Here is a 25,004-nt window from a genome sequence, read left to right as displayed (position 1 = left end):
TTCTATGCTTGCTTCTGCTCGACTCTTGCCAAATCCCCGGAAGGCGCGCACGATTCCGGTCATCAAATGACGAGTTTTGACGAGAGGATGCACGCGTGGACGACGAACGGCCCGATGTGCTGCTGACCGGGCTGCTCTTCTTCGACCTCGTCCTCACCGGCCTGGGCCAGCCCCCGACGCCCGGCGAGGAGATCTGGACGTCGGGGATGGGCACCAGCCCCGGCGGGATCGCGAACCTCGCCGTGGCCGCCGCCCGGTACGGTCTGAAGACCTCCCTGGCCACCGTCTTCGGCGACGACGCGTACGGCGCTCACTGCCGTGCCGTCCTCGCCGGCCAGGAGAACGTCGACCTCTCGCTCTCACGCACCGCGGACGGCTGGCACACCCCCGTCACCGTCTCGCTCGCCTACGACGGCGACCGCGCCCTGATCACCCACGGGCAGCCGCCCCCGTACTCCCAGGAAACCCTGCTGGGCGACCCGCCCGAGGCGCGTACCGCGCTGGTGCACCTGGAGGCCGAGCCCCACCGCTGGCTGGCCAAGGCGGCGGCGAACGGCACGCAGATCTACGCGGACGTCGGCTGGGACCCCACCCAGGTGTGGTCCTCCGACCTTCTCGACCAGCTCGCCCTGTGCCACGCCTTCCTCCCCAACGAGACCGAGGCGATGGCCTACACCCGCACGGACACCGCGGTCGCCGCGCTGGGCACACTCAGCGAGCTGGTCCCGGTGGCCGTCGTCACCCGGGGCGGCGACGGCGCGATCGCCGTGGACCAGACGACCGGCGAGTACGCGGAGGTGCCGGCCCTGCCGGTGGACGTCGTGGACTCCACCGGCGCCGGGGACGTGTTCGGCGCCAGTTTCGTCGCCGCCTCGCTCGGCGGCTGGCCGCTGGAGGAGCGGCTGCGGTTCGCCGTACTGGCCGCCTCCCTCTCCGTACGGCACCACGGCGGGGCGCTCGCCGCACCCGGCTGGTACCACATCCACCGCTGGTGGCACTCACTCCACGACCCCGAACTGCGGCGCACCTACGGCTTCCTGGCCGACCGGCTGCCGGCCGACCCGGGACCGCCGGTGCGGTTCGCACCTGTCACACCCTGAGACCTGTCACCCCCGAGCCCCCACTTGAGACCTGCCTCCCTCTGAGACCCGCCCTCCCCCACTGCCCTGTCCCCCTTACTCGCCCCCCACTGGCGTTTCCCCTTACGCACGCACCGAACATCCGAAAGGCGGTGGGAGCTGTGCAGCTCTCACGAAGAGGCCTGCTGCGCGCGGGTCTGGCCGGCACGGCCGCCACAGCGCTCGGCGGCCTGGCGACCGGCTGCGCCGTTCCGACCGGCTCCACCGGGCGCAACATGGTCCTGTGGTACTGGAGCGGCGGGCTGAGCGACACCGTCGTCAAGAACGCGAAGGCCCGGTACGACAGCTCCGTCGACCTCCGGGCCATCCAGATCGGCGGCCAGTACCGCTCCAAGCTCATCACCACCATCACCGGCCAGGCCCACATCCCCGACATCGCGGGGCTCAAGGGCGAGGACATGGCCGCCTATCTGCCGAACGCCGACCAGTTCATCGATCTGCGGACGCTGGGCGCGGAGAAGTACAGGAGCCAGTACCTGCCCTGGAAGTGGGACCAGGGCATCGCCGACGACGGCACGATGGTCGGCTTCCCGATCGACTGCGGGCCGGTCGCGCACTTCTACCAGTACGACGTGTTCCGCAAGGCGGGCCTGCCGTACGAGCCCGCCGACGTGTCGGAGGGTCTGGACACCTGGGAGAAGTACTTCGCCGCGGGCGAGCAGCTCGCCAAGCGGGTGTCGGGGGCGAAGCTGCTCACCGACGTCAACGGCGTCTTCGAGAACGTCGTACAGCAGGGCGCGAAGCGGTACGTCGACAAGGACCGTCACTTCATCGGCGACCAGGAGCATGTGCGCCGCGCCTGGGCGCTCGCCGTCGAGGCCAAGCAGCGCGGGATCGTCTCGGACCTGGTGAGCGGCACCCCGGACCAGCTGTCGGCCATCCAGGACGGCAAGCTGCCGAGCCAGCTGAACGCCTCCTGGGCCAGCTTCGACATCAAGAACGGCGTGCCGAAGACCAAGGGCAGATGGCGGGTGGCGCAGATGCCCGTGCGGCCCGCCAACAGCGGCGGCTCGTTCCTGTCGGTCACCAAGGCCTGCCGGGACCCCGAGGAGGCGTTCCGGATCATCACCTGGATCCTCGACGCGGCCAACCAGGCTCAGGGTTACGTCGACGCGGGTCTCTTCCCCTCCACGCCCGCCTCCTACGGTCTGAAACAGATGCGGGAGCCCGACCCCTTCTTCGGCGGTCAGGTCACCACCGACGTCTTCGGACCCGCCGCGCAGCAGATCGTGGTCGCCTACAACAGCCCGTTCGACATCGCGCTCGGGACACCCCTCAGGGACGAGATCAAGAACGTCGGCGTCCTCGGCAAGGACCCGAAGAAGGCATGGAGTGACGCCATGAGCAAGTGCCGTCGCATCGCGAAGCACCTGGGGGTGAGCTACTGATGGCTGTCATCGAACAGACCCCGCCCGTGCTGACACGGCCCGCCCCGACGCAGCCCAAGAAGGGCCTGCGCAAGTACTGGCACCTCTACGCCGCCATCTCCCCCTTCTATCTGATCTTCCTCGGCTTCGGACTGTTCCCGGTCGGCTTCTCGCTCTATCTGTCCTTCCACCGCTGGGACGGCCTCGGCTCGATGGAGTGGGCCGGGCTCTCGCAGTACCAGTACCTGCTGAGCGACAGCGACTTCTGGAACTCGATCGGCAACACGATCATCATCTGGGCGCTGGCCACCTTCCCGATGATCATCCTGGCGATGGTCACGGCCGTGATGCTCAACTCGGCGGTCCGGTTCAAGAGCCTCTACCGCGTCGCGTACTTCCTGCCGAACGTCACCTCGGTCGTCGCCATCGCGATCGTCTTCGGCTCGATCTTCTCCACCAACGCCGGCATGGTGAACGCCGTCCTGCACCTGGTGGGGATCGACCAGGTGGCGTGGCTGAACACACCGTGGGGCATCAAGGTCACCATCGCGGCCCTGATGACCTGGCAGTGGACCGGCTACAACGCCATCATCTTCCTCGCCGGGCTCCAGACCGTCCCGAGCGAGCTGTACGAGGCGGCGCGCATGGACGGCGCCGGCCCCGTCCAGACCTTCTTCCGCATCACGCTGCCGCTGCTGCGGCCGACTCTGCTGTTCGTGCTCGTCGTGTCGACGGTCACGGGCCTGCAGAGCTTCTCCGAACCGCAGGTCCTGCTGCAGACCTCGTCGAACGACTCGACGTTCGCGGGCGGGCCGGGCCACTCGGGCCAGACGATGGTCCTCTACTTCTTCCAGCAGACCTTCGACAACAACGACTTCGGGTACGGAGCCGCGGTGGCGTGGGGCATCTTCCTCGTCGTCGTCCTCTTCTCGATCATCAACTGGCGCCTCGTGCAGCGCCGGGGCGACTAGGAAGGGCGCGCATCATGGCATCCATCAAGGGTTCTCGCCGCAGAGGGATCGCGCTGCACCTCCCGCTGATCGTCGGCACGCTGGTCTCGGCCTTCCCGTTCTACTGGGCCGTGATCATGTCGACGCACAGTTCGACGGAGATCTTCTCGTACCCGCCGAAGCTGCTGCCCGGCACGCACTTCCTGGAGAACGTCCGCAACCTGTTCGACGCCATCGACTTCTTCGGGTCGATGTGGAACTCGCTGCTGGTCGCGACGTCGGTGACCTTCCTGGTCCTGCTCTTCGACTCCCTCGCCGCCTTCGTCTTCGCCAAGTTCGAGTTCCCCGGCAAGGGGCTGCTGTTCGGGCTGCTCATGGTCATCTTCATGGTTCCGGCGCAGCTGTCGGTCATCCCGCAGTTCGTCGTCATGGCGAAGATCGGCTGGATCGGCTCGATGACCGCGCTGATCGTGCCGGCCGCCGCCAACGCCTTCGGCATCTTCTGGATGCGCCAGTACATGAAGACGGCCATCCACGACGAACTGCTCGACGCCTCCAAGCTCGACGGCGCGAACTTCCTGCGCCAGTACTGGCACGTGGCGCTGCCGGTGGTCCGCCCCGGTCTCGCCTTCCTCGGCATCTTCACCTTCATGGGCCAGTGGAACGACTTCGCCTGGCCCCTGATCTCCCTCACCAACCCCGACAACGTGACCCTCCAGGTCGCGCTGTCCCAGCTCAACGGCACCCACGGCACCACCGACTACGGCATCGTGATGACCGGCGCCCTGCTCGCCCTCGTCCCCCTGCTGATCGTGTTCGCGGTCGGCGCCAAGCAGATCATCGGCGACCTCGCGAAGGGAGCTGTCCGCGGATGACCAGTGATCCGCTGCTGGCGCTGCGCCCCTGGGAGTCACCCGAGGTGACCTCCTGGGGGCGGCTGCCCATGAACGCCGTCGACCGGCGTGCCCAGGCACGCTCGCTGGACGGCGACTGGCGTTTCCAGCTGCTCCCGACACCGGCGGCCCAGGTGGGCGACGACTGGTCCTCGGCCCGGGTCCCCGGCGCCTGGACCCTCCAGGACACCGACGACCTGCCCTGGTACACCAACGTGCGGATGCCGTGGCCCGACTTCCCGCCCGCGTCCCCCGCGGCCAACCCGACGGGTGTGTACGAGCGTGAGTTCGACATTCCGGCCGAGTGGACGGGCCGGCGGATCGTGCTCCAGGTCGGCGCCGCCGAGAGCGTGCTGCTCGTGCACGTGGACGGGCGGCCGGTCGGCATCTCCAAGGACTCCCATCTGGCGGCCGAGTTCGACCTCTCCGACGTCGTGTGGCCGGGCGGGTCCGCGACACTGCGGCTGACGGTCGTCAAGTGGTCCGACGCCACCCACATCGAGGACCAGGACCAGTGGTGGCACGGCGGTATCACCCGCTCGGTGCTGCTGTACGCGACGGACCCGCTCCATCTCGCGGACGTGACCGTGCGGGCGCCCGCCACCGGTGAGCTGCGCGTGGACTGCCGGGTGCGGGACGCCGGCGGCGCGCTGCCCGCGGGGTGGTATGTCACCGGTGAGATCGACGGCCAACTGCTGCTCCAGGACGCCGAGTTCGACCGCCTCAACGCCGAGGACGACCGTGTCTCCGACTTCCTCGGCGAGCCCCGGCTGAGCGCACAGGTGTCCGACGTACGCACCTGGACCGCCGAGACACCCGAGCTCTACGACCTGACCGTCCGGCTGCACCACGCCGACGGAACGGTCGCCGACACCGCGCAGGCGCGCGTCGGATTCCGGGACGTCGAGATCGTCGGCCGCGACCTGCTCGTCAACGGGGAGCGGATCTACGTCCGGGGCGTCAACCGGCACGACTTCCATCCGCTGACCGGACGGACCGTGTCGTACGACGACCAGCGCGCCGACCTCGTACTGCTGAAGCGGTTCGGGTTCAACGCGATCCGCACCGCGCACTATCCGAACGACCCGGCGCTGTACGACCTCGCGGACGAGCTGGGTTTCTACGTGGTCGACGAGGCGGACATCGAGTCGCACGACCACGCCCACGAGATCGCGGACGACCCGCGCTATCTGAACGCCTTCGTGGACCGGGTCTCGCGGATGGTCCTGCGGGACAAGAACCACCCGTCGGTCATCATCTGGTCGCTGGGCAACGAGTCCGACTACGGGGCGAACCACGACGCGGCGGCGGGCTGGCTGCGCCGGCACGACCCGACCCGGCCGCTGCAGTACGAGGGCGCGGCCAAGCTCGGCTGGGCCGATCCGGCGGTCGCCTCCGACATCGCCTGTCCGATGTACGCGCCGCTGGAGGACTGTGTCGCGCACGCGATGTCCGGCGAGCAGACCAAGCCGCTCATCCAGTGCGAGTACTCGCACGCCATGGGCAACAGCAACGGCACGCTCGCGGACCACTGGGCCGCCATCGAGTCAACGCCGGGACTTCAGGGCGGGTTCATCTGGGAGTTCTGGGACCACGGAATCCTTCAGTCCGTGAACAGCGGCAGACCGGTCGGGCGCGTGGGCGCCGGGCTCTATGACAACGGTGTCGCCGCCCCCGGCCTGCGCTGGGCGTACGGCGGCGACTTCGGCGAGACGATCCACGACGGTGCCTTCATCGCCGACGGTGTCGTCTTCCCCGACCGGACCCCCAAGCCCGTCATGTACGAACACCGGGAGATCGCGGCTCCGGTACGTCTGGAGGCCTTCCGGCACGAGGGGCTCGTGGTCGCCAACCACCAGTGCTTCCGGGGCCTGGACTGGCTCGCGGGCACCTGGGAACTGGCGCTCGCGGACGGCCGTACGCTCACCGCGCCCGCCGAACTGCCGGATCTGCGACCGGGTGAGACGGCGGCCGTGCCGCTGCCCTTCGAGTTGCCGGCGGACGGTGGCGAGGCCTGGCTGACCCTGCGGGTGACGACGGCCGGCGACGAGCCGTGGGCACCGCGCGGCACCGAGATCTGCGTGCCCCAGCTGCTGCTGCGGGCCGCGCCGGACGTGCCGGAGGCGGCGGTCGCGGGACCGCGTGTCCAGGTCGACGGCGACGGCCTGCTGGTCCACCCGCTGCTGGCGTCCGCGCCCGTGCTGTCCCTGTGGCGGGCCCCGACCGACAACGACGAGCTGGGCGGCATGGCCGCCCGCTGGCAGGCCTGGGGCCTCGACACCCTCGTCCGCAAGGCGGTCGACGTGCGGCGCAACGGCGGGAGCGTCACCGTGCTCGCCGAGTACGCCGCGAACGCGGGCGTGATCCGCCACGAGCAGGTGTTCACTCCGGTCCAGTGCGGCATCCGCGTCGAGGAGACCGTCGAACTGCCCGACGCCTACGACGATGTGGCGCGGGTCGGTTCCGTGTTCGAGACGGTGTCCGGGCTCGACCTGCTGGAGTGGTACGGGCAGGGCCCCTGGGAGTCCTATCCGGACCGCGCCGCCGGAGCACCCGTCGGGCATCACTCTGCGCCCGTGGACTCCCTGTTCACCCCCTATCTGCGACCGCAGGAGAGCGGCGGACGGCACGGTGTACGACGGTTCACGCTGTCGGCGCCGGACGCCACCGGTCTCTCGGTCGTGCTGGACCGGCCGCGCCAGGTCTCCGTGACCCGGTACCGCGCCGAGGATCTGGCCGCCGCCGCACACCACGACCAGCTGACGCCACGGCCCGGCTGTGTGGTCCACATCGACGCGGCACACCGGGGGCTCGGCACGGCGTCGTGCGGCCCCGACACCTTCCCCTCCTATGTCCCGCAGCCGGGCACCCACCACTGGGCCTGGACTCTTCGCACGCTCTAGCTCCCCCCACACACCTCTTCTCACCTCACAGAACCTCTTACGGAGTCAGTTGTGTGCACCTCGCACGAGTCCGGGCACGAGCCTGCCCTCGAAGCACCTCAGGCGGGCGCCGGACGGCGTAGTTTCCTGCGGGCGACCGCGCTGATCGGGGCGGCGGCGACCACGTCCGTCGCCCTGCCGACGGCCGCCGAGGCCGTGACGGACAAGGCACGTTCGTCGTGGCGGCCCGACACCGACAGCCGCCGGTTCACGCTCGCCGTGATGCCCGACACGCAGTACCTCTTCGACGGGCCGAGCATCAACCCCGCGCCGATCGAGGCCTCGCTGCGCTATCTGCTGGAGCACGGCAGGGACGAGAACATCGTCTTCCTCACGCATCTGGGCGACATCACGGAGAACGGCGCACAGGCCGAAGTCGACGCCGCGGGCAAGGCGTTCGAGCTGCTCGACCGGCGCGGAGTGGGCTACAGCGTCCTCGCGGGCAACCACGACATCCGCTCGTCCACCACCGACCAGCGCGGGCCGACCCCGTACCTCGACGTCTTCGGACCCGAGCGCTTCCGGTCCAAGCGAACGTTCGGCGGAGCCTCGGCCGACGGCTACAACACCTTCCACGTCTTCAAGGCCGCCGACCGCGAGTGGCTCGTCCTCGCCCTGGACTGGCGGCTGTCGGACAAGGGGTACGCCTGGGCCGAGAGTGTCCTCGCCCAGCATCCGACCCTGCCGGTCGTCCTCACCACGCACGAGCTGGTGTACGAGGACGACACGCTCTCCGCGTACGGGCAGCAGCTGTGGGACAAACTGGTCAAGAACCACGACCAGATCTTCCTCACCCTCAACGGGCACTACTGGCCCGCCGCCCGCGCCACCCGCAAGAACGCGGCCGGCAATGACGTCCATCTGCATCTGACGAACTATCAGAACCGTTACTACGGTGGCGCGGCGATGATCCGCCTCTACCACTTCGACCTCGACCGGGACACCATCGACGTCGAGACGGTCTCGCCGTGGATCCTGGGCCGGGCGGCCAAGGGGCTCAACGAGCTGGAGCGCGAGGAGATGGAGCTGTCCGGTGACGCGGACCGCTTCTCCGTGGACATCGACTTCGAGCAGCGGTTCTCGGGCTTCGCAGCGGTGGCGCCGCGACCGGCCCGGCCGGTGAAGAAGATGCTGGTTCCCGGGACCGTCGCGTACTGGCGCTTCGACGGACAGCAGGACGGCGCGGCCGTGACGGGCACGGTCCGCGACCAGTCGGGCCACGGCAACGACCTGAGCCTGGTCACGGTCGGCGCGGCCGCCCTCACCTGGTCGTCCGACCACCACCCGGACCAGCCCGGCCACGGCAGCCTGGAGTTCCAGGGCTACAAGTCCCCCTTGAGGGGCGCGTATCTGCGCACGGTTGACGGAGCGCCCCTCAACTCGGCCACCTTCAAGGCCGGTTACACCATCGAGGCGTTCTACCGTCTGCCCGCCGACTGGGACCCCGCGCACCATGCCTGGGCCGGACTGGTCAGCCGTACCGGCACGGGCGGGGCCGCGGGCAAGACCGCGGACGACCCGGACGAGCCGCTGGCCACGCTGTCACTCTCCGACGGGCCCGGCCCGCAGTGGGCGGTCCGGCCGCTCAACCAGCAGGGCATCGCCACCAACTGGGGCGACGAGACCGCCCGGGAGGTGTGGTGGCACGTGGCCGTGGTCAACGACGGCCGGCACACCACCCTGTACGTCCAGGGCTGCCCGGTGGCCCGCAATCCGCACGCCACCGCGGTCGGACTCACCTCGGTCGGCCTGCCGTGGCTGCTCGGCGGCTACGAGTACGCCGGGAAGATCGACCAGATCCTGCACGGCCGCCTCGGTGACGTACGGATCGTCGAACGGGCGCTGCCCGTCAGCTCGTTCATGAACCACTGACGGACATCACTGACAGACACCCCTCACACACACCGTCTGGCTCCGCCAAGCCTCCTGGACACCACACCTCTCCAGATCGCAAGGGACCCACAGACCATGACAGAGCAACAGCTGCCTGCCTGGGCCGACCCCGATGTCTCCCCCGCCGGCCTCGACGCCCAGGGCGTCTCCCGGCGTCAACTCCTGCACCGGGCGGGCCTGTTCGGCGCCGCCTTCGCCGCCGGGTCACTGGCGACACCCGCCGCGGCGGCATCCGGCCCGCATCGGCTGGGCGGCAGCGACCCGCGGCTCGCCTACCTCGTCGGCGACCATCACATCCACACCGTGTACAGCCACGACGCCAAGTACACCTTCTCCCAACTGGCCGCTGCGGGAGAGAAGTTCGGCCTCGACTGGATGGTGTTCACCGAGCACTCCAACTTCGGGCACGCCCAGTACGGCGCCCCGCTGGAGCACGCCGAGATCCTCAAGGCACGGGCGGAGAACCCGCGTCAGCTGATCTTCCAGGGCCTGGAGTGGTACATCCCGGGCGCCGAGCACTGCACGGTGTTCTCGCCGCCCGGCAAGCACGAGGTCGATCTGCTCACCAAGTTCGAGAGCGCCTACGACGGCAAGCTCCTCGGCTACACCGACGGCTCGGCCGGCGGCGCGAACACCGCCCGCAACGAGGCACACGCGGTCAACGGCATCAAGTGGCTGGCCGAGCAGCGCCGTACCGGATACGTCGACGACGTACTGGTCCTCGCCAACCACCCGATGCGCCTGGGCATCGACTCGCCGCACGAGATGCGGGCCTGGCGGGACGCGGCCCCCGAGATCATGATCGGCATGGAGGGCGCGCCCGGCGCCCAGGGCGCGGCCATCCCCGGCTGGCGCGGGGCCACCTCGATCCGCGGCGAGTACGAGAACAAGCCCTCGGCGCAGTCCTGGCAGGGCTATCCGGCGGACGGGTATCTGACGTACGGCGGCTTCGACTGGGCGACCGCGACGGTCGGCGGTCTGTGGGACTCGATGCTGGCCGAAGGCAGCCTGTTCTCGATCACCACGAACTCCGACGCGCACCGGATCGTCTTCGACACCTGGAAGAACGGTGACTGGCCGGCCGGGCAGAACTTCGACAACACCGGCAAGCTGCCCGACCCGGTGAACACCGACACCCCGCAGCCCGGCAGCGACTTCTGGCCCGGCCAGTTCAGCCGCACCCACGTGGGTGTCACGCGCTACGGCTACCGCGCGGTGATGGAGGGTATGCGCGCGGGCCGGGTCTGGCTGGACCACGGCCATCTGCTGGACGGCCTCGACGTGCGGCTGACGCGTGACTGCGACTTCGGCCGCGGGGTCACGCTGGGCGGCCGCATCCGGGTCCGCCGGGGCGAGAAGCTCACGCTGAACATCACCGTGACCACCGCCTCCCGTCTCAACCCGCAGGGAATCCTGCCCGAGTTGGCCCACGTCGACGTGATCCGGGGCGCGGTGCGCGGTCCGGTCGCCGACCGGGACACCTGGCAGGCGCCGGACACCAGGGTCGTGAAGTCGAAGGACGTGACGGGACGCACGGGGACGTACACCCTGCGCGTGCCGCTGACCGCCGGTGACGAGTCGTTCTACGTCCGGCTGCGCGGCAGCGACGGCAACCGGCACGGTGCCGGTTACCTCGGCGCGTCGGTCGACCCGCACGGGCCGATCGTCCACGCGCCCGGAAACGGTGACCCGTGGGCCGATACGTGGTTCTATTCGAACCCGGTGTTCGTCGACGTCGTAGGTGGCTGACTGATGAAGCGTCAACTCCTGTCCCTCAGCGCGTTATTAGGCCTGGCCGGAGCGCTCGCGCTCGGCGGCGGTGGCACGGCGTCCGCCGCCGACCCGCAGTGGACGGAGACGGGTTCCGCCCAGGTCGACTCCCTGGGCGGCGGTCAGGGGCTGGCCTCCCGCGCGGACGGCACGCTCCTGTACCGCGGGCTCGCGTCGATCCCGCTGGACCTGCGTATCGCCGGCTGGAACCACATCGGTGACCCGGACATCACAGACGGCTATGTGTTCGACGCCTACCAGGGCTCGGACACGGCCACGTCCAAGATGTTCGCGGTCACCACCCCGGCGGGGCAGCGGTACCAGTATGTGCACCAGCTCGACTCCGGGGAGAAGCTGAACAACTCCTTCGCCACCGTCTCGCCCGACAACCAGTGGCTGGTGTCGGGCGAGTGGGGCGACCAGGGGCGCCTTCAGGTGTTTCCGGCCCCGCTCCTCAACGCGTCCACCCCCGCCACGGGCGGCGCGCTGACGCAGGCCGGGCAGATCACCCTGGACAGAACCGTCCGGGACATCCAGGGCTGCGACTTCGTCACCGCGACCCGGCTGCTGTGCGCCTCGGACGACGACTCGGGCACCCTGTTCCCCGAGGTCCGCCCCGTGCTCCAGGTCGACCTGTCCCGCGCGGTGGACGGCAAGCCGGTCACCGGGCACGTGACAAGCCTGTTCGCCCTTCCGCAGCGCAGCGCCTGCACGGGGACGGCGTACGAGGCGGAGGGCGTCGACTACGACACGAACACCGGCACCCTGCGCGCCGAGGTCGTCCAGCCGGGCATCTGCGCACTGGCGACCACCGTCTACTCGTACCGGCAGGTCACGGGCTGACGTACTGATCGCCCGGGCGCCCTGGAGCGGGTCAGGCGTAGAAGCGGGACAGGCTCTGCAGCACGGCCGCCGGCTTCGGGGCGCCCTCGATCTCGATCGTGCCGTCGACGGTGATCTGCACCCCGCCCGGTACCTCCTGCACTTCGGCCAGCCTGCCGACCAGCCGGATCTTCGAGCCGACCTTCACGGGCGAGGGGAAACGCACCTTGTTGAGGCCGTAGTTGACCTTCGTGGTGACGCCCTGGACGTCCAGCAGCTCGGTGAAGAGCGGGATGAACAGGGAGAGGGTGAGGTATCCGTGGGCGATCGGGGCGCCGAAGGGGCCCGCGGCGGCCTTCTCCGGGTCCACGTGGATCCACTGGTGGTCGCCGGTCGCGTCGGCGAAGGTGTTGATGCGCTCCTGCGTGACCTCGATCCACTCACTGGTGCCGAGGTCGCTGCCGGCGAGCTTCTTGAGTTCGTCGATGCCGTTGACCGTGATGCTCATGTCGCGTTCCTTAACTGGTAGTTGAGCTGGTAGTTGATGAGGGAGCGGGCCGGGGCACGGGTTACCGACCCGCCCCGTACGCCTTGCGCACCCGGGCCTTGAGGAGCTTTCCGGAGGCGGTGCGCGGGAGTTCGTCCGCGATGACGACCGACTTCGGGATCTTGTACTTGGCGAGCCGCCCGGCCAGCGAGGCGAGCACCTCGTCGGCGTCCAGGACCGCGCCCTCGCGGGGTACGACGACCGCGCGCGGCACCTCGCCCCACTTCTCGTCGGCGACGCCGATGACCGCGCACTCGACGATGTCGGGGTGGGCCAGGAGGAGATCCTCGATCTCGGCGGGGTAGATGTTCTCCCCACCCGAGATGATCATGTCCTTGATGCGGTCGACGACGAAGACATAGCCGTCCTCGTCGATCCGCGCGGCGTCCCCGCTGCGGAACCAGCCGTCCGTGAAGGAGGCGGCCGTCTCCTCGGGCAGCCCCCAGTAACCGGGCATGACGTGCGGCCCGCGGACCACGATCTCGCCGGGCTCGTCGACCTCGGCCGGTGTCAGGTCGGGCCGTACCACCCGTACGTCGCTGAAGAAGTGCGGTACGCCCGCCGAGCCGGCCTTGCTGACCGCGTGCTCGGCGTCCAGGAACAGTGTGCCGGGCGAGGCCTCGGTCATGCCGTAGCCCTGGAGGAAGGTGAGCCCGCGCTCCTGGAACCGGGCGATGAGCGGGGTAGGCACCGGTGAGCCGCCGCAGGAGAGCATGCGCAGGGACGACAGGTCGGCGTCGGCCCAGCGCGGGTGTCTGGCCACCTGGTCGAACATGGTCGGCACCCCGAACATGAAGGTGATCCGGTGCCGTTCGATCAGGTCGAAGGTCTCGTCCGGGGCGAAGGCCTCAACCAGGACACAGGTACCGCCCTTGAGCAGCACGGGCAGGGTGAGCATGTTCAGCCCGGCCGTGTGGAACAACGGGGCGGAGACCAGGGCGCGTTCGTCGGTGATGACGTCCTGGTCGACGAGCACGTTGACGGCGTTCCAGGTGAGGTTGCCGTGCGTGAGCATGGCGCCCTTGGGCCGACCCGTCGTGCCCGAGGTGTACATGATGATGCAGGTGTCGTCGGCCGTGACCGGCGCGTCGATCGGTTCGGCCAAGGCACCGGCGAGCGCGTCCTCGTACTCGGCGCCGACCTCGACGTACGTCCGCACGTCCGTGTTGCCGGGCAGGCCGGCGACGAGACCCGCGTGCGAGGGGCCGTAGACGAGGGCCTTGGCGCCGGAGTCGGCGAGCTGGTAGGCGATCTCCGGGCCGGCGAGGCGGATGTTGAGCGGGACGAAGACCGCGCCGAGTGTGCCCGCCGCGAACAGGGTCTCCAGGTAGGAGGGGTGGTTCGGGCCGAGATAGGCGATCCGGTCGCCACGGCGCACTCCCCGCTCGCGCAGGGCGTGCGCGAGCCGGGTGGTGCGTTCGTACAGCTGTGCGTAGGTGAGCGTGGTGTCGCCGTGGATCAGGGCGGTGCGTTGGGGGGTCTTGCGGGCCCGGCGGGCGGGCCAAGACCCCAGTCCCTCGTTGCGCATCGTTGCGCCCCTCTACGAGTAACAAGACAGGTGACTGGACTTCCAGGGCTTATGGCTTCGTGAGTCCGAGCAGTCGGGCCGCGTTCTCCTTGAGGATCTTCGGCCTGACCTCGTCCTTGATCGGCAGCTTCTCGAAGTCGGCGAGCCAGCGATCCGGGGTGAGCACCGGGTAGTCCGAGCCGAAGAGGACCTTGTCCTTGAGCAGCGTGTTGGCGTACTGCACGAGCTGCGGCGGGAAGTACTTCGGTGACCAGCCGGACAGGTCGATGTGCACCCCCGGCTTGTGCGTGGCGACGGCGAGCGCCTCGTCCTGCCAGGGGAACGACGGATGCGCCAGGATGATCTTCATCTCGGGGAAGTCGGCGGACACGTCGTCGACGTGCAGCGGGTTGGAGTACTTGAGCCTGATCCCGCCGCCACCGGGGACCCCCGCGCCGATGCCCGTCTGGCCGGTGTGGAAGAGCGCGATGGTGCCGGTCTCCTCGATCACCTCGTACAGCTCGTACGCAACCGAGCGGTCGTTGGGGAAGAAGCCCTGGATGCTGGGGTGGAACTTGAAGCCCCTGACCCCGTACTCCTCTACCAGCCGGCGGGCCTGCTTGACGCCCGCCCGGCCCCGGAAAGGGTCGATGGAGGCGAAGGGGATGAGCACGTCCGGGTTGGCCGCGGCGGCCTCGGCGACCTCCTCGTTGGGGACGGGCTCGGTGCCGGTCGCGGACTCGGCGTCCACGGTGAAGATGACGGCGGCCATCTTCCGCTCGCGGTAGTACGCGGCGGTCTCCTCCAGGGTCGGCTTCCGCTTGCCCTCGACCTTGAAGTAGGCCGACGAGGCGTCGTGGAGGTCGTCGTCCAGGGACGAGGTGCCCTTGGAGGAGATCTCGGCGTGGGTGTGGACGTCGATCGCGACGAGTTCCTCGACGTTGAGGTTCGCCATGGTTACGCCTCCGGGAACTTGGGGGCGGGGATGCCCACCGACTGGAGCTCGGCGCCGACCGAGGTGGACCAGGCGTCGGCCAGGGCCTCGGGGGTCCAGCCGCCGTCGGCGTACGCCGTCCTGATCTCCTGCGGATGCGACCAGAGTGCCACCTTGTCGCCGCCGATGCCGATGGCCTGGCCGGTGATGCCGCGAGCGGCCTCGGAGGCGAGGAAGGGGACGAGGCCGGCGCAGTCCTCGGGGGTGCCGAAGCCCTCACCTTTGCGCAGGAAGGCCGGGAACGGCACACCGTTCTTCAGCGCCTCGACGTACGGCGCGAAGGCGGGGATGGTCTCGGTCATGGCGGTGGCGGCCACCGGCACGATCGCGTTCACGGTGATGTTCGCGCGGCCCAGCTCCATCGACCAGGTGCGGGCGAAGGCGGCGATGCCCGCCTTGGCCGCGGCGTAGTTCGTCTGCCCGAAGTTGCCGCGCTGGCCGGCCGGGGAGCCGACCAGGATCAGCGTGCCGCCCTCGCCCTGCTCGCGCATGCGTACGGCGGCGGCGCGGGCGCAGGTGAAGGTGCCCTTGAGGTGGGTGGTGATCACCGCGTCGAAGTCGTCGTCGGTCATCTTCCACAGCACCTTGTCGCGCAGGATGCCCGCGTTGGTGACCAGGATGTCGAGCCGCCCGAACTCCTCCACGGCGCGGTTCACGAGCCGCTCGGCGGCCTCGGTGGTACCGACCGGGACCACCTCGGCCACGGCGTTGCCGCCCGCCGCGGTGATGGACTTCACGGCCTGCTCGGCCACGTTCTCGTCGATGTCGTTGACGACCACGGAGGCGCCGGCGGCGGCGAGAGCGTGCGCGTAGGCGAGGCCGAGGCCACGGCCACTGCCGGTGACGACGGCGACCTTGCCGGTCAGATCGATGCTGGGCACGAGGGAGGTCCCTTCACAAGACGACAGCTCAAGACGACAGCCTCAAGTCGACAGCCCAAGGCGACTGCTTGAGATCGAAGCTAAGAGCAATAATTGTTGACGTCAATAGTTGTTGCCGCCAGATGGGTGCGCCATGCTGGAATCTGTACATGGATCCGCCCCGCCCGGGGCCACGACGAGGGAGCCCGCCATCGCCCGCCAGCAGGACGTCCAGAACCCCGCCCCGATCGACGCGCACGAGCCCTGGATGCGCGGCCTGCACGCGGACACCGGGTACCTGCTGTACCGGCTGGGCCTGCGCTCCGGCCAGTTGTTCAACACCTTCCTCCAGGAGTCGGGGCTACGGCTGCGCCACTACGCGGTGGTCCGCTTCCTGGCCACCTCGACGGGCGCCCTGCAGCGCGAGCTGAGCACCGCGCTCGGCTACGACCCGAGCGCGATCGTCGGCCTGGTGGACGACCTGGAGAAGCTGGGCTTCGTCGAACGCCGACCCTCCCCCGACGACCGCCGCAGCCGGATCGTCGCCCTCACCGAGCACGGCCGCGCCTTCCTCCGCGACACCGACGAGGCAGGCCAGCGCGTGACCAACGAGCTGCTGAGCCCCCTCGACCCGGCGGAGCGGGAGTCCCTGCACACCCTGCTCCAGCGGATCACGGAGGACGGACCCCGCTGACCTTGGAAGTTGTGCAACTTCTTGACTGCCGCTTGATTGGTGCCTAACTTCACCCAGGCACCGGTGCGATCCCCCCGACCGGTGACGTCCCCCACGGCATCGGCATCAGGGAGCTTCCCGTGCAGCCAACCCGCCCGTCCTCCGGCTCGTCCCCCCAACTGAACCCGGATACAAGGGAGTTGCGCCGCGTCGCACTCTCCGGACTGCTCGGCACCACCGTCGAGTTCTATGACTTCCTCGTGTACGGCACGCTCGCCGCGCTCGTCTTCGGCGACCTGTTCTTCCCCCAGGCCGACCCCACGGTCGGCACCATCGCCGCCTTCGGCACCTTCGCCGCCGGCTATGTCGCCCGACCGCTCGGCGGCATCGTCTTCGGTCACTTCGGCGACCGGCTCGGCCGCAAGTCGATGATGCTGCTGACGATGACCCTGATGGGCTGCGGCAGCTTCCTCATCGGGCTGCTGCCGACCTACGACGCGATCGGCGTCTGGGCCCCGGTCCTGCTGGTCGCCCTCCGGGTCGTCCAGGGCCTCGCGATCGGCGGCGAGTGGGGCGGCGCGACCCTGATGGTCGTCGAGCACGCCGAACGCACCCAGGGTTCCCGGCGCGGCCTGTGGTCCGGCTTCACCCAGCTGGGCGCCCCGCTCGGCTCCGTGCTCTCCGCCGGAGTGGTCACCCTCGTCTCCACCCTCCCCGACGACCAGTTCCGCTCCTGGGGCTGGCGCATACCGTTCCTGCTCAGCTTCGTACTGCTGGGCGTCGGGCTGTTCGTCCGGCTGCGGATCGCGGAGAGCCCGCTGTTCGCCGAGGTCAAGCGGCAGGGCACCCGGGAGACCTCCGCCAGGCCGCCGATCCTCGAAGTGCTGCGCCGCCCGAAGCCGGTGCTGCTGGCCTGCTGCGTCGGCATCGGCGCCTTCACCGCCCAGTCACTGCTGACCGGCTTCATGATCTCCTACGCCACCGACAACGGGTACAGCCGTCCCCAGGTGCTCACCGCCGTGACCGTCGCCTCCTGCGTGGCGCTGGTCGTCCTGCCCACCGCCTCGGCGCTCACCGACCGCGTCGGCCGCCGCCCGGTGGTCCTCGCCGGTGCCGTCGCCTCGGCCGCGCTCGCCTTCCCCGTACTGTGGCTGGTCGACTCCGGTTCGCCCGGACTGCTGATCCTCGCCCTCGTCCTCGGTCACGGCATCGCCCAGTCCACGATGTACGGGCCGCTGGGCGCCCTCTTCTCCGAGATGTTCGGCACGAAGGTCCGCTACACCGGCGCCTCGCTCGGCTACCAGGCGGCGACCCTGGTCGGCGCCGGGTTCTCCCCGCTGATCGCGACCAGCCTGCTCGCCTCGAACGGCGGTGGCAGCACGCCCGTGTCGCTGCTGCTGTGCGGCGGCGCCCTGATCACCGCGGTCACCGTGTGGCGGATGCCCGAGACACACACGGACACGCTCGACTCCCCCGTCCCCGCCCCCCGGCAGTCCCCCGCCGCCGAAAGGATCCACCCGTGAACTCCCGCGCTCTCGCCGTCCTCGCCACGCCCTTACTCGCCACCCTCTCCACGCCCACGCTGTCCGCCCAGGCCGCCACCACCGCCGCTCCCGCCCAGCGAGTGGAGGGCCGGCTCCCCTCCGGCGCGACCTACCTGATGGACGTGCCGGCGGACTGGAACGGGACGGTGCTGCTGTTCAGCCACGGCTACCGCGACGCCGCCCGCGGACCCAGCGCCGCCGAGGACGCGCCGACTCCGGAGGTGCAGGGGCAACTGATCGACGCCGGATACGCGCTCATCGGATCGTCGTACGCGACAACCGGATGGGCGGTCACCGAGGCCGTGCCGGACCAGTTGGCCACGCTGGACGTGTTCACCGAGAAGTTCGGTGAGGCCCGGCGCACGATCGCCTGGGGCCGGTCCTACGGTGGCCTGGTGACGACCGCCCTGGCCGAGCGGCATGCCGACCGCTTCGACGGCTCGCTGTCGATGTGCGGTCTGGTGCAGGGCGGGGTCGCCAACTGGAACAGCACGCTCGACCCGGTCTTCGCCCTCCGTACGCTCCTCGCCCCGGACTCGGACATCCGGCTCACCGGATTCACCGACCAGGCCACCGCCCTGTCGGCCGCGAACGCGCTCGCCGCGAAGGTCACCGACGCCCAGCAGACCCGGGAGGGCCGGGCCCGCATCGCGCTCGCCGCCGCGCTGCACAACATCCCCGGCTACAACAACGCCACGCAGCCCGTCCCCGGCCCCACCGACTGGGACGCCCAGCAGGCCAACCAGTACACGGCGGTCACCGGCCTGATCATGAGCCCCGCGTTCAGCCGGCGCCAGGAGGCGGAAGCCCGGGCCGGCGGCAACCCGTCCTGGAACACGGGCGTCGACTACACCCGGATGCTGCACCGGTCCTCGGTATACAAGGAGGTGACCGAGCTCTACAAGGAGGCGGGACTCTCGTTGCGCGACGACCTGAAGGCACTGAACGGCGCCCCCCGGATCAGCGCGGACCCCGGCGCCGTGGCCTGGATGAGCGGGACCAGCAGCTTCACCGGCCGGCTCACCGCTCCCCAGCTGAACATCCACACCACCGGCGACCCGCTGATCCCCGTACAGGCCGAGAGCGCCTACCGGCGGGCGGCGACCGCGAGCGGCTCGGGCAGGCTGCTGAGCCAGGCCTACGTCGACGCTCCCGGACACTGCACGTTCACCACCGGAGAGACGGTCGCCGCCCTGCACACCCTGGAGCACCGCCTCGACACAGGCCACTGGGACACCTCGGCGACCACCCTCAACTCCCGTGCGCAGGAAGCGGATCCGACCACCTCCGCACGCTACGTGACCTACCGCCCGACGCAGTACCCGCGCCCCTACGACCTGGCCCGGACCCACACCTCGACGCCCCCGGGAGCTGCCCGCCCATGACCACCCGCTCCGCGCCCGACCGACTGCTGTCCGTGCTCAGCGCCTTCGACCACGAGCATCCGGCGCTGACCCTCACGGACATCAGCCGGCGGGCCGGGCTGACCCTCACCACCACGCACCGCCTCGTGGGCGCCCTCACCGAGTGGGGCGCGCTGGAGCGGGACGAGGCCGGCGTCTACCACGTCGGCCTCCGACTGTGGGAGGTCGCGGCGCTCGCCCCGCGCGGGCTGGCGCTGCGGCAGATCGCGCTGCCGTATCTGGAGGACCTGTACGAAGCGACGCACGAGAACGTGCAGTTGGCGGTACGGGACGGCGGCGAGGTCGTCTACATCGAGTGGCTGTCGGGCCGTTCGGCGGTCGGGGTGCACATCCGGGTCGGCGCCCGCTGGCCCCTGCACGCCACGGGCGTCGGCCTCGCCCTGCTCGCCCACAGCGACCCGGCCCTCCAACAGGAGTACAGCGAGGGCCCGTTGGCCGCCTTCACCCCGCACACGATCACCGACCCGGCCGCACTCCGCCGTGTTCTGGCCGAAGTCCGGCGCACAGGCGTGGCGGTGAGCAGCCGTCAGGTCACCGACGACGCGCTGTCGGTGGCCGCCCCGGTGCACGGTCCGGGCCGTTCGGTGATCGCCGCGGTCTCGGTCGTGGTGCCCCGGACAGACGCCCAGGTACCGGTGCTGGTGCCCGCAGTACGACTGGCGGCGCGGGGCATCTCACGGGCCCTGGGGTGGCAGCCGGAGCGGCACTGAGAAGAACCACGCGACAGCGTCCTCAGCGGAATCTCAGACACCAGACCCCCGCACAGTGCACCAAGCCCCCATCCGGCCGCCGGGGCAGAGGCCTGACCTTCCTGCCCCCCGAGCGATATGAGGCCCTCGAAGAGGCCCGCCGGGCCCAGGACACCGACGAGTGGAAGGCCCGCTACAAGGTCCGGGCCGGCGTCGAGGGCACGATCTCCCAGGCCGTGCGTGTCACCGGGATCCGCCGCACCCGTTACCGCAATCTGCCCGCAACCCGCCTTGGGCACGTCTTCGCCGCCACCGCGATCAACATCGTCCGCCTCGACCGATGGCTGACCGACACTCCGCTTGGCGGCACCCGCACCTCCCGCCTCGAAGCCCTCATGCTCGCGGCCTGACAAGCCGATTCGCGGATTTCTCAACAGAGTCCTTCAGAGTGGGGGTGATGGCCATCCTTGGTTCGGAGGCGCGAAGCGTCGGAGTGCTCTGTGTCTTCGGGGTTGCGGTCAGACGGGGCGCTGCTGGTTTTCGATGTACTGCTTGATGACGGTCAGGGGTGCCCCGCCGCATGATTCTGCGAAGTAGGAGCCGGACCAGAAGTGTCCGCCCCACAGGTACCGGCGGACGTGGCTGTCGTACTCCTGGCGGAGCCTGCGTGAGCTGACGCCCTTGAGGGAGTTGACCAGCTTGGAGAGCTGGACTTTGGGCGGGTAGTGCACGAGCAGGTGGACGTGGTCCTGTTCGCCGTTGAACTGCTTCAGCTCGGCCTCGAAGTCGGCGCAGACCTCCCGCATGATCTCTTCGGTGCGGGTCAGCATGGCGTCGGTGAACGCGTTCCGCCGGTACTTCGTGACAAAAACCAAGTGAACGTGCAGGTTGTAGACAACATGGCGACCGGTTCTGACATCGGGATGAGGGTTCCAGCGGGGTGACATAAACCAATGCTAGGTTCTGGATCATGAGTCACGACACCCTGGTCAAGCGGCAGTTCGGGCACCGTGCCCGGCTTGCGCTGTCGCCTGCCGAGGTGCTGAAGGCGGACGACCAGGCGCACGCCGCCCGCACGATGTGGAACCTGCTGCACGCGTGGTGGCAGATGATGCCGAAGGAGAAGCGGACACTCGGACACGCGGACGCCGCGATCCGGCAAGCCCGTCAGGAGATCGACTTCCTGGCCGTTCTCCCCGCCCAGGCCGCCCAAGCGGTACTCAAGACGTACTTCCAGGCATGGAAGAACTGCTGGGACGGGCGCGCCCACGCCCCGAACTTCAAGGGCCGGTTTCGCACGGTGATGTCCGTGGACATCCCGCAGGGCCGTGATCTGAACATCACCCGCGTGCACCGGCGCTGGGGCATGGCCAACATTCCCAAGGTGGGCCGGGTCCGCTTCCGCTGGATCAGAGACTTGCCGGTGGGCAGGCGTGCGGGCGCGGAGAACCGGATCACCGGGGCACGGCTGATCAAGGACGCACTCGGCTGGCACATCGCCTTCCGTGTCCTGACCCTTGAGGCCAAGCCCGATCCCCACCAGGGGCCGGACATCGGAATCGACGTGGGCGTCACCGTGCCCATCGCCCTCTCGGACGGCGAAACCTATGAGCACGGCGAATGGCTGACCGGCAAGGAGAAGGCCAGGCTCCTGCACCTGGAGCAACGCGCCGCGCAGCGCAAGCGGCACCGCAGGCCCGGCGAGCGCACCAGCCGCCGACTGCACCACACCTACGACCAGATCGCAGGACTGCGCGCGAAAGCCAAGCGCCGGGCCCTGGACTGGCAGCACAAGACCACCACTCACATCGCCCAAACGTACGGCGCGGTCGTGGTCGAAGCACTCAGCATCACGAACATGGTCAAGTCTGCCAGGGGAACCGCCGAGGAGCCGGGGAAGAACGTCACCCAGAAGTCCGGACTGAACCGCTCCATCAGCGGGGAGGCATGGGGCCGCACAGTCACCTTGCTGACGTACAAGACCGCCCAGCTCGGCGGCACCTTGGTCAAGGTCCCGGCCCCCGGCACCTCCCGGCGCTGCTCCGCGTGCGGCTGCACCACGCCCGGGAGCCGGGAGTCCCAGGCCGTGTTCGTGTGCAAGAACCCGGACTGCGGCTGGTCGGGCAACGCCGACCACAACGCGGCCCGCAACGTCCTGCATCTGTACCGGACGGGCCTCGCGCTCATCCCGGCTGCCGGGAGGGCAGTCGTCAGGCGCGCGAAGCGCGTCAAACCCGCTGCCGCAAGGTAAGCAGGAATCTCCCGGCCTCAGCCGGGAGAGCACTTCAAGACAGCTCCATGCTCGGGGACGTGGTGATCGTCAGGAACTCGGGCGAGGTGACGGTGGACCCGGCCAACGGGCTCAAGGGCTGGAACCTGAACTGGGCGGACTGGAAGGCGGGCAGCGCGGTCTAGGACCTTCCAGAACCCCTTCGCCGTTACCACATTCATGTCTTCATCGGGTGAACTCACCTGTGACGAAAGGAAATTCTGGGTTTCACCTCTTGACGGCCGGAGTCACCGGGAGCACATTGGGCCCACTTTGAGAGCGCTCTCACGCTTTCTCGAAGGCGCCCCCGCACCCCCACCCCGTACCCGAAGAGGCACCCATGAGGGACACTTCAGGCACTTCACCCACTCCGCTCGCTTCGGGCCCACCTGCCACACGCGGCCCCCTCCGGCGCGTGCTCGTCGCCGTCGGCGCCGTCCTCAGCCTCGCGGCCGCCGCCGTGTCGGTGGCACAGGCGGACGCGCCGACACCGCCGACCGGCTGGACGCAGGTCTTCCTGGACGACTTCAACGGCACCGCCGGGACCGGCGTCAACACCACCAACTGGCAGTACGCGACCGGGACCTCGTATCCCGGCGGTCCCGCCAACTGGGGCACCGGCGAGATCGAGACGATGACGAACAGCACGAGCAACGTCTCGCTCGACGGCAGCGGCAACCTCCGGATCACCCCGGTGCGCAACTCCGCCGGCGCGTGGACCTCGGGCCGCGTCGAGACCAACCGCACCGACTTCCAGCCCCCGGCGGGCGGAAAGCTGCGCGTCGAGGCCCGCCTCCAGGTACCGAACGTCACCGGCGCGGGAGCCCTCGGCTACTGGCCCGCGTTCTGGATGCTCGGGGCGCCCTACCGGGGCAACTACCAGAACTGGCCGAGCGTCGGCGAGCTGGACATCATGGAGAACACCCAGGGTCTCAACACCATCTGGGGCACCATGCACTGCGGCACCAGCCCGGGCGGCGCCTGCAACGAGACGACCGGTATCGGCTCCACGACCAGCTGCGCCGGCACCACGTGTCAGGCCGGCTTCCACACGTACCGCATGGAGTGGGACCGCTCGGTGAGCCCGGAGGCGATCCGCTTCTACGTCGACGGCACCAACTACCACACGGTGACCGCGAACCAGGTCGACGCGACGACCTGGGCCAACGCGACCAACCACGGCTTCTTCATCATCCTGAACGTGGCGATGGGCGGCGCCTTCCCGGCCGCGTTCGGCGGCGGCCCGGACGCGAACACAGTCTCGGGGCGCCCGATGGTCGTCGACTACGTGCAGGTGCTCCAGTCGACCACCGGCGGCGGCACGACCACACCTCCGCCGACCGGGACCCGGGACGCGTACGGCGCGATCCAGGCGGAGTCCTACAACAGCCAGTCCGGCGCCAGCACGGAGACCACCACCGACACCGGCGGCGGACAGAACATCGGCTCGCTCGCGGGCGGCGACTGGGCGCTCTACCAGAACGTCAACTTCGGTTCCACGGCCGCCACCCAGTTCGTCGGCAGGGTCGCGAGCGGGGCCGGCTCGGGCGTGAGCGGACTGGTCGAGGTGCGCCTCGACAGCCGTACGAGCACCCCGGTCGGCAGCTTCTCGATCGGAAACACGGGCGGCTGGCAGAGCTGGCGCACGGTTCCGGCGAACATCAGTTCCGTCACCGGCACCCATGACGTCTATCTGACCTTCACCAGCGGCCAGGCGCAGGACTTCGTGAACGTGAACTGGTTCAACTTCGGTCACTGACACGGACGTTGCCGATGCCCCGCGAGACCTTCCGGGCCTCGCGGGGCATCTGTGCGCGCGGGCACCGGCCGCTCGGCGCAGTTCCGGTCGCAGCCGAGGGGACCGATCCGCGGGAAGTCCGGTCATGACAGTGGCCACTGGGGAAGGATGTCGCTTCATGACAGTCGACGCCGTCGGGCGCATGTCGCCCATGTGGCCGATTTGGAGAGAAGGATTGCAGATGCGGTGATCGGCCCCCGCTCTCCGGCCCCCGCACGCAGACTGCGGCGAGGGGCGCTCGGCGTGTACGCGAATTCAACAGCAGCCGAGCCCCGGTTTCGGCCATTGTGACCGAAGGGGTTTCAACTCACAGACTTCGGGAGCGAGTTACCGCACTCGCCCCTACAATCAGCCCAACGTCACGGCCGTCGCACCGCCGTGCTGCGTCACTGGAGAACCGCGTCCGACGGGGGCCGCACGTCACCCCTGTTCGTCGCGTTCGTGAACGGGGGTTCTTTGCCATGTCCGGTGTCGACGACGACGGCGGAACGCTCTTCGCGCTGCCCCTGGTCGTGCCCCGCTCCACGGAGTACAGCCGCCTCGGCGTGCCGCCGGAGGCGACGGCCGACGAGATCCGCGCGGCAGCCGCGCGCTACGACGCCCTGCTCCAGGCACGGGGAGCGAGCGAGGACGAGGTCGCCGCCGCGCACGCCGTCAACCTGGAGAACGCCGAGGCCCGCGCCGCGCACGACGCCCGCCATCCCCCGCTCCCGCTGCTCCGTCTCGAACCGACCTGGGAGCCGGTGCTCGACGAGCGGGACGTCGGACTGACCGTGCTGCGCAGGGAGTTGGAAGTCTTCCTCGCCGCCGCCGGCGAAGAGGTCCACCACCCCACGGACACCACCCGGACCGACTTCACCGGCGATTTCACCCGCACTCACCTTCTCGACGGCTTCGCCGACGAGTGAACCCCGGAGGAACTC

At 69.5% G+C, this 25,004-nt stretch carries 21 protein-coding genes; 16 read left to right on the top strand and 5 right to left on the bottom strand.

The window, feature by feature from the left end:
• The first annotated feature begins 95 nt into the window (after nt 1-95).
• The 8 genes from OG241_RS45205 (at nt 96) to OG241_RS45170 (ending at nt 11,797) form a co-directional block, all read left to right on the top strand.
• Nucleotides 96-1,100 carry a carbohydrate kinase family protein gene (locus tag OG241_RS45205; RefSeq protein WP_405824311.1) on the top strand — a complete coding sequence of 335 codons (1,005 nt, stop codon included), beginning with the start codon at nt 96-98 and terminating at the stop codon, nt 1,098-1,100.
• A 140-nt stretch (nt 1,101-1,240) separates the two neighbouring features.
• The gene (locus OG241_RS45200) at nt 1,241-2,527 is read left to right on the top strand and encodes an ABC transporter substrate-binding protein (protein ID WP_405824309.1); all 1,287 of its coding nucleotides are present in this window, start codon (nt 1,241-1,243) and stop codon (nt 2,525-2,527) included.
• Nucleotides 2,527-3,477 carry a carbohydrate ABC transporter permease gene (locus OG241_RS45195; protein ID WP_405824307.1) on the top strand — a complete coding sequence of 317 codons (951 nt, stop codon included), beginning with the start codon at nt 2,527-2,529 and terminating at the stop codon, nt 3,475-3,477. Before OG241_RS45200 ends, OG241_RS45195 begins: the two co-directional genes overlap by 1 nt.
• Before the next feature lie 14 nt (nt 3,478-3,491).
• A complete protein-coding gene (locus OG241_RS45190) occupies nt 3,492-4,331 on the top strand; it encodes a carbohydrate ABC transporter permease (protein ID WP_405824305.1) in 840 nt (279 codons plus the stop codon).
• Nucleotides 4,328-7,252 carry a glycoside hydrolase family 2 TIM barrel-domain containing protein gene (locus tag OG241_RS45185; RefSeq protein ID WP_405824303.1) on the top strand — a complete coding sequence of 975 codons (2,925 nt, stop codon included), beginning with the start codon at nt 4,328-4,330 and terminating at the stop codon, nt 7,250-7,252. The genes OG241_RS45190 and OG241_RS45185 overlap by 4 nt, the downstream gene beginning before the upstream one ends.
• 51 nt (nt 7,253-7,303) lie before the next feature.
• Nucleotides 7,304-9,163, top strand: a complete 1,860-nt coding sequence (locus OG241_RS45180; protein ID WP_405824301.1) for a LamG-like jellyroll fold domain-containing protein — start codon at nt 7,304-7,306, stop codon at nt 9,161-9,163.
• A 96-nt stretch (nt 9,164-9,259) separates the two neighbouring features.
• On the top strand, nt 9,260-10,933 hold the full coding sequence (locus tag OG241_RS45175) for a PHP domain-containing protein (RefSeq protein ID WP_405824299.1): 1,674 nt from the start codon (nt 9,260-9,262) through the stop codon (nt 10,931-10,933).
• Between the two features lie 3 nt (nt 10,934-10,936).
• Entirely contained in the window at nt 10,937-11,797 is an 861-nt protein-coding gene (locus tag OG241_RS45170) for a hypothetical protein (RefSeq protein ID WP_405824297.1), read from the top strand.
• Nucleotides 11,798-11,828: 31 nt separating this feature from the next.
• Here OG241_RS45170 and OG241_RS45165 read toward each other — a convergent pair whose 3' ends face one another.
• The 4 genes from OG241_RS45165 to OG241_RS45150 all read right to left on the bottom strand — a co-directional run bounded on the left by OG241_RS45165 (nt 11,829) and on the right by OG241_RS45150 (nt 15,705).
• A complete protein-coding gene (locus OG241_RS45165; protein WP_405824295.1) occupies nt 11,829-12,284 on the bottom strand; it encodes a MaoC family dehydratase in 456 nt (151 codons plus the stop codon).
• A gap of 61 nt (nt 12,285-12,345) precedes the next feature.
• A complete protein-coding gene (gene menE, locus OG241_RS45160) occupies nt 12,346-13,851 on the bottom strand; it encodes an o-succinylbenzoate--CoA ligase (protein WP_405824293.1) in 1,506 nt (501 codons plus the stop codon).
• 49 nt (nt 13,852-13,900) lie between these two features.
• Nucleotides 13,901-14,785 carry an amidohydrolase family protein gene (locus OG241_RS45155; protein ID WP_235473674.1) on the bottom strand — a complete coding sequence of 295 codons (885 nt, stop codon included), beginning with the start codon at nt 14,783-14,785 and terminating at the stop codon, nt 13,901-13,903.
• 2 nt (nt 14,786-14,787) lie between these two features.
• Nucleotides 14,788-15,705: an SDR family oxidoreductase gene (locus tag OG241_RS45150; protein ID WP_405824290.1), complete on the bottom strand. Its 918-nt coding sequence runs from the start codon at nt 15,703-15,705 to the stop codon at nt 14,788-14,790.
• Nucleotides 15,706-15,838: 133 nt separating this feature from the next.
• Between OG241_RS45150 and OG241_RS45145 the strand changes: the two genes are divergently transcribed.
• The 5 genes from OG241_RS45145 to OG241_RS45125 all read left to right on the top strand — a co-directional run bounded on the left by OG241_RS45145 (nt 15,839) and on the right by OG241_RS45125 (nt 20,424).
• Complete coding sequence (locus tag OG241_RS45145) at nt 15,839-16,378, top strand: MarR family winged helix-turn-helix transcriptional regulator (RefSeq protein ID WP_405824288.1); 540 nt, start codon at nt 15,839-15,841, stop codon at nt 16,376-16,378.
• A 179-nt stretch (nt 16,379-16,557) separates the two neighbouring features.
• Nucleotides 16,558-17,880, top strand: coding sequence for an MFS transporter (locus tag OG241_RS45140; RefSeq protein ID WP_405824286.1), 1,323 nt, complete (start codon nt 16,558-16,560; stop codon nt 17,878-17,880).
• Complete coding sequence (locus OG241_RS45135) at nt 17,877-19,286, top strand: alpha/beta hydrolase family protein (protein WP_405824284.1); 1,410 nt, start codon at nt 17,877-17,879, stop codon at nt 19,284-19,286. The genes OG241_RS45140 and OG241_RS45135 overlap by 4 nt, the downstream gene beginning before the upstream one ends.
• Complete coding sequence (locus tag OG241_RS45130) at nt 19,283-20,035, top strand: IclR family transcriptional regulator (protein ID WP_405824282.1); 753 nt, start codon at nt 19,283-19,285, stop codon at nt 20,033-20,035. Before OG241_RS45135 ends, OG241_RS45130 begins: the two co-directional genes overlap by 4 nt.
• Nucleotides 20,014-20,424 (top strand): transposase, encoded by a 411-nt coding sequence (locus tag OG241_RS45125; protein WP_405824280.1) that lies wholly within the window; start codon nt 20,014-20,016, stop codon nt 20,422-20,424. The genes OG241_RS45130 and OG241_RS45125 overlap by 22 nt, the downstream gene beginning before the upstream one ends.
• A 108-nt stretch (nt 20,425-20,532) precedes the next feature.
• On the opposite strand, the gene tnpA is transcribed toward OG241_RS45125, so the two are convergent.
• Nucleotides 20,533-20,961, bottom strand: a complete 429-nt coding sequence (tnpA, locus tag OG241_RS45120) for an IS200/IS605 family transposase (RefSeq protein ID WP_405824278.1) — start codon at nt 20,959-20,961, stop codon at nt 20,533-20,535.
• Nucleotides 20,962-20,984: 23 nt separating this feature from the next.
• On the opposite strand from tnpA, the gene OG241_RS45115 reads away from it, so the two are divergent.
• From OG241_RS45115 to OG241_RS45105, 3 genes are all read left to right on the top strand, one after another.
• Nucleotides 20,985-22,265: an RNA-guided endonuclease InsQ/TnpB family protein gene (locus OG241_RS45115; RefSeq protein ID WP_405824276.1), complete on the top strand. Its 1,281-nt coding sequence runs from the start codon at nt 20,985-20,987 to the stop codon at nt 22,263-22,265.
• A gap of 358 nt (nt 22,266-22,623) precedes the next feature.
• Nucleotides 22,624-24,042, top strand: a complete 1,419-nt coding sequence (locus OG241_RS45110) for a glycoside hydrolase family 16 protein (RefSeq protein ID WP_405824274.1) — start codon at nt 22,624-22,626, stop codon at nt 24,040-24,042.
• A gap of 500 nt (nt 24,043-24,542) precedes the next feature.
• A complete protein-coding gene (locus OG241_RS45105; RefSeq protein WP_405824272.1) occupies nt 24,543-24,989 on the top strand; it encodes a hypothetical protein in 447 nt (148 codons plus the stop codon).
• Nucleotides 24,990-25,004: the final 15 nt, after the last annotated feature.

Origin of the sequence: Streptomyces sp. NBC_01390, assembly GCF_045040105.1 — a bacterium.
Classification (GTDB): Bacteria; Actinomycetota; Actinomycetes; order Streptomycetales; family Streptomycetaceae; genus Streptomyces.
This window is presented reverse-complemented; position numbering and strand designations above follow the sequence as displayed.

Coding starts and splice junctions, on each gene's coding strand:
- OG241_RS45165 (WP_405824295.1), bottom strand. CDS start 12,284: ATGAGCATCACGGTCAACGGCATCGACGAACTCAAGAAGCTCGCCGGC.
- OG241_RS45155 (WP_235473674.1), bottom strand. CDS start 14,785: ATGGCGAACCTCAACGTCGAGGAACTCGTCGCGATCGACGTCCACACC.
- OG241_RS45145 (WP_405824288.1), top strand. CDS start 15,839: ATGCTGGAATCTGTACATGGATCCGCCCCGCCCGGGGCCACGACGAGG.
- OG241_RS45105 (WP_405824272.1), top strand. CDS start 24,543: ATGTCCGGTGTCGACGACGACGGCGGAACGCTCTTCGCGCTGCCCCTG.
- OG241_RS45110 (WP_405824274.1), top strand. CDS start 22,624: ATGAGGGACACTTCAGGCACTTCACCCACTCCGCTCGCTTCGGGCCCA.
- OG241_RS45130 (WP_405824282.1), top strand. CDS start 19,283: ATGACCACCCGCTCCGCGCCCGACCGACTGCTGTCCGTGCTCAGCGCC.
- menE (WP_405824293.1), bottom strand. CDS start 13,851: ATGCGCAACGAGGGACTGGGGTCTTGGCCCGCCCGCCGGGCCCGCAAG.
- OG241_RS45170 (WP_405824297.1), top strand. CDS start 10,937: ATGAAGCGTCAACTCCTGTCCCTCAGCGCGTTATTAGGCCTGGCCGGA.
- tnpA (WP_405824278.1), bottom strand. CDS start 20,961: ATGTCACCCCGCTGGAACCCTCATCCCGATGTCAGAACCGGTCGCCAT.
- OG241_RS45190 (WP_405824305.1), top strand. CDS start 3,492: ATGGCATCCATCAAGGGTTCTCGCCGCAGAGGGATCGCGCTGCACCTC.
- OG241_RS45115 (WP_405824276.1), top strand. CDS start 20,985: ATGAGTCACGACACCCTGGTCAAGCGGCAGTTCGGGCACCGTGCCCGG.
- OG241_RS45185 (WP_405824303.1), top strand. CDS start 4,328: ATGACCAGTGATCCGCTGCTGGCGCTGCGCCCCTGGGAGTCACCCGAG.
- OG241_RS45175 (WP_405824299.1), top strand. CDS start 9,260: ATGACAGAGCAACAGCTGCCTGCCTGGGCCGACCCCGATGTCTCCCCC.
- OG241_RS45195 (WP_405824307.1), top strand. CDS start 2,527: ATGGCTGTCATCGAACAGACCCCGCCCGTGCTGACACGGCCCGCCCCG.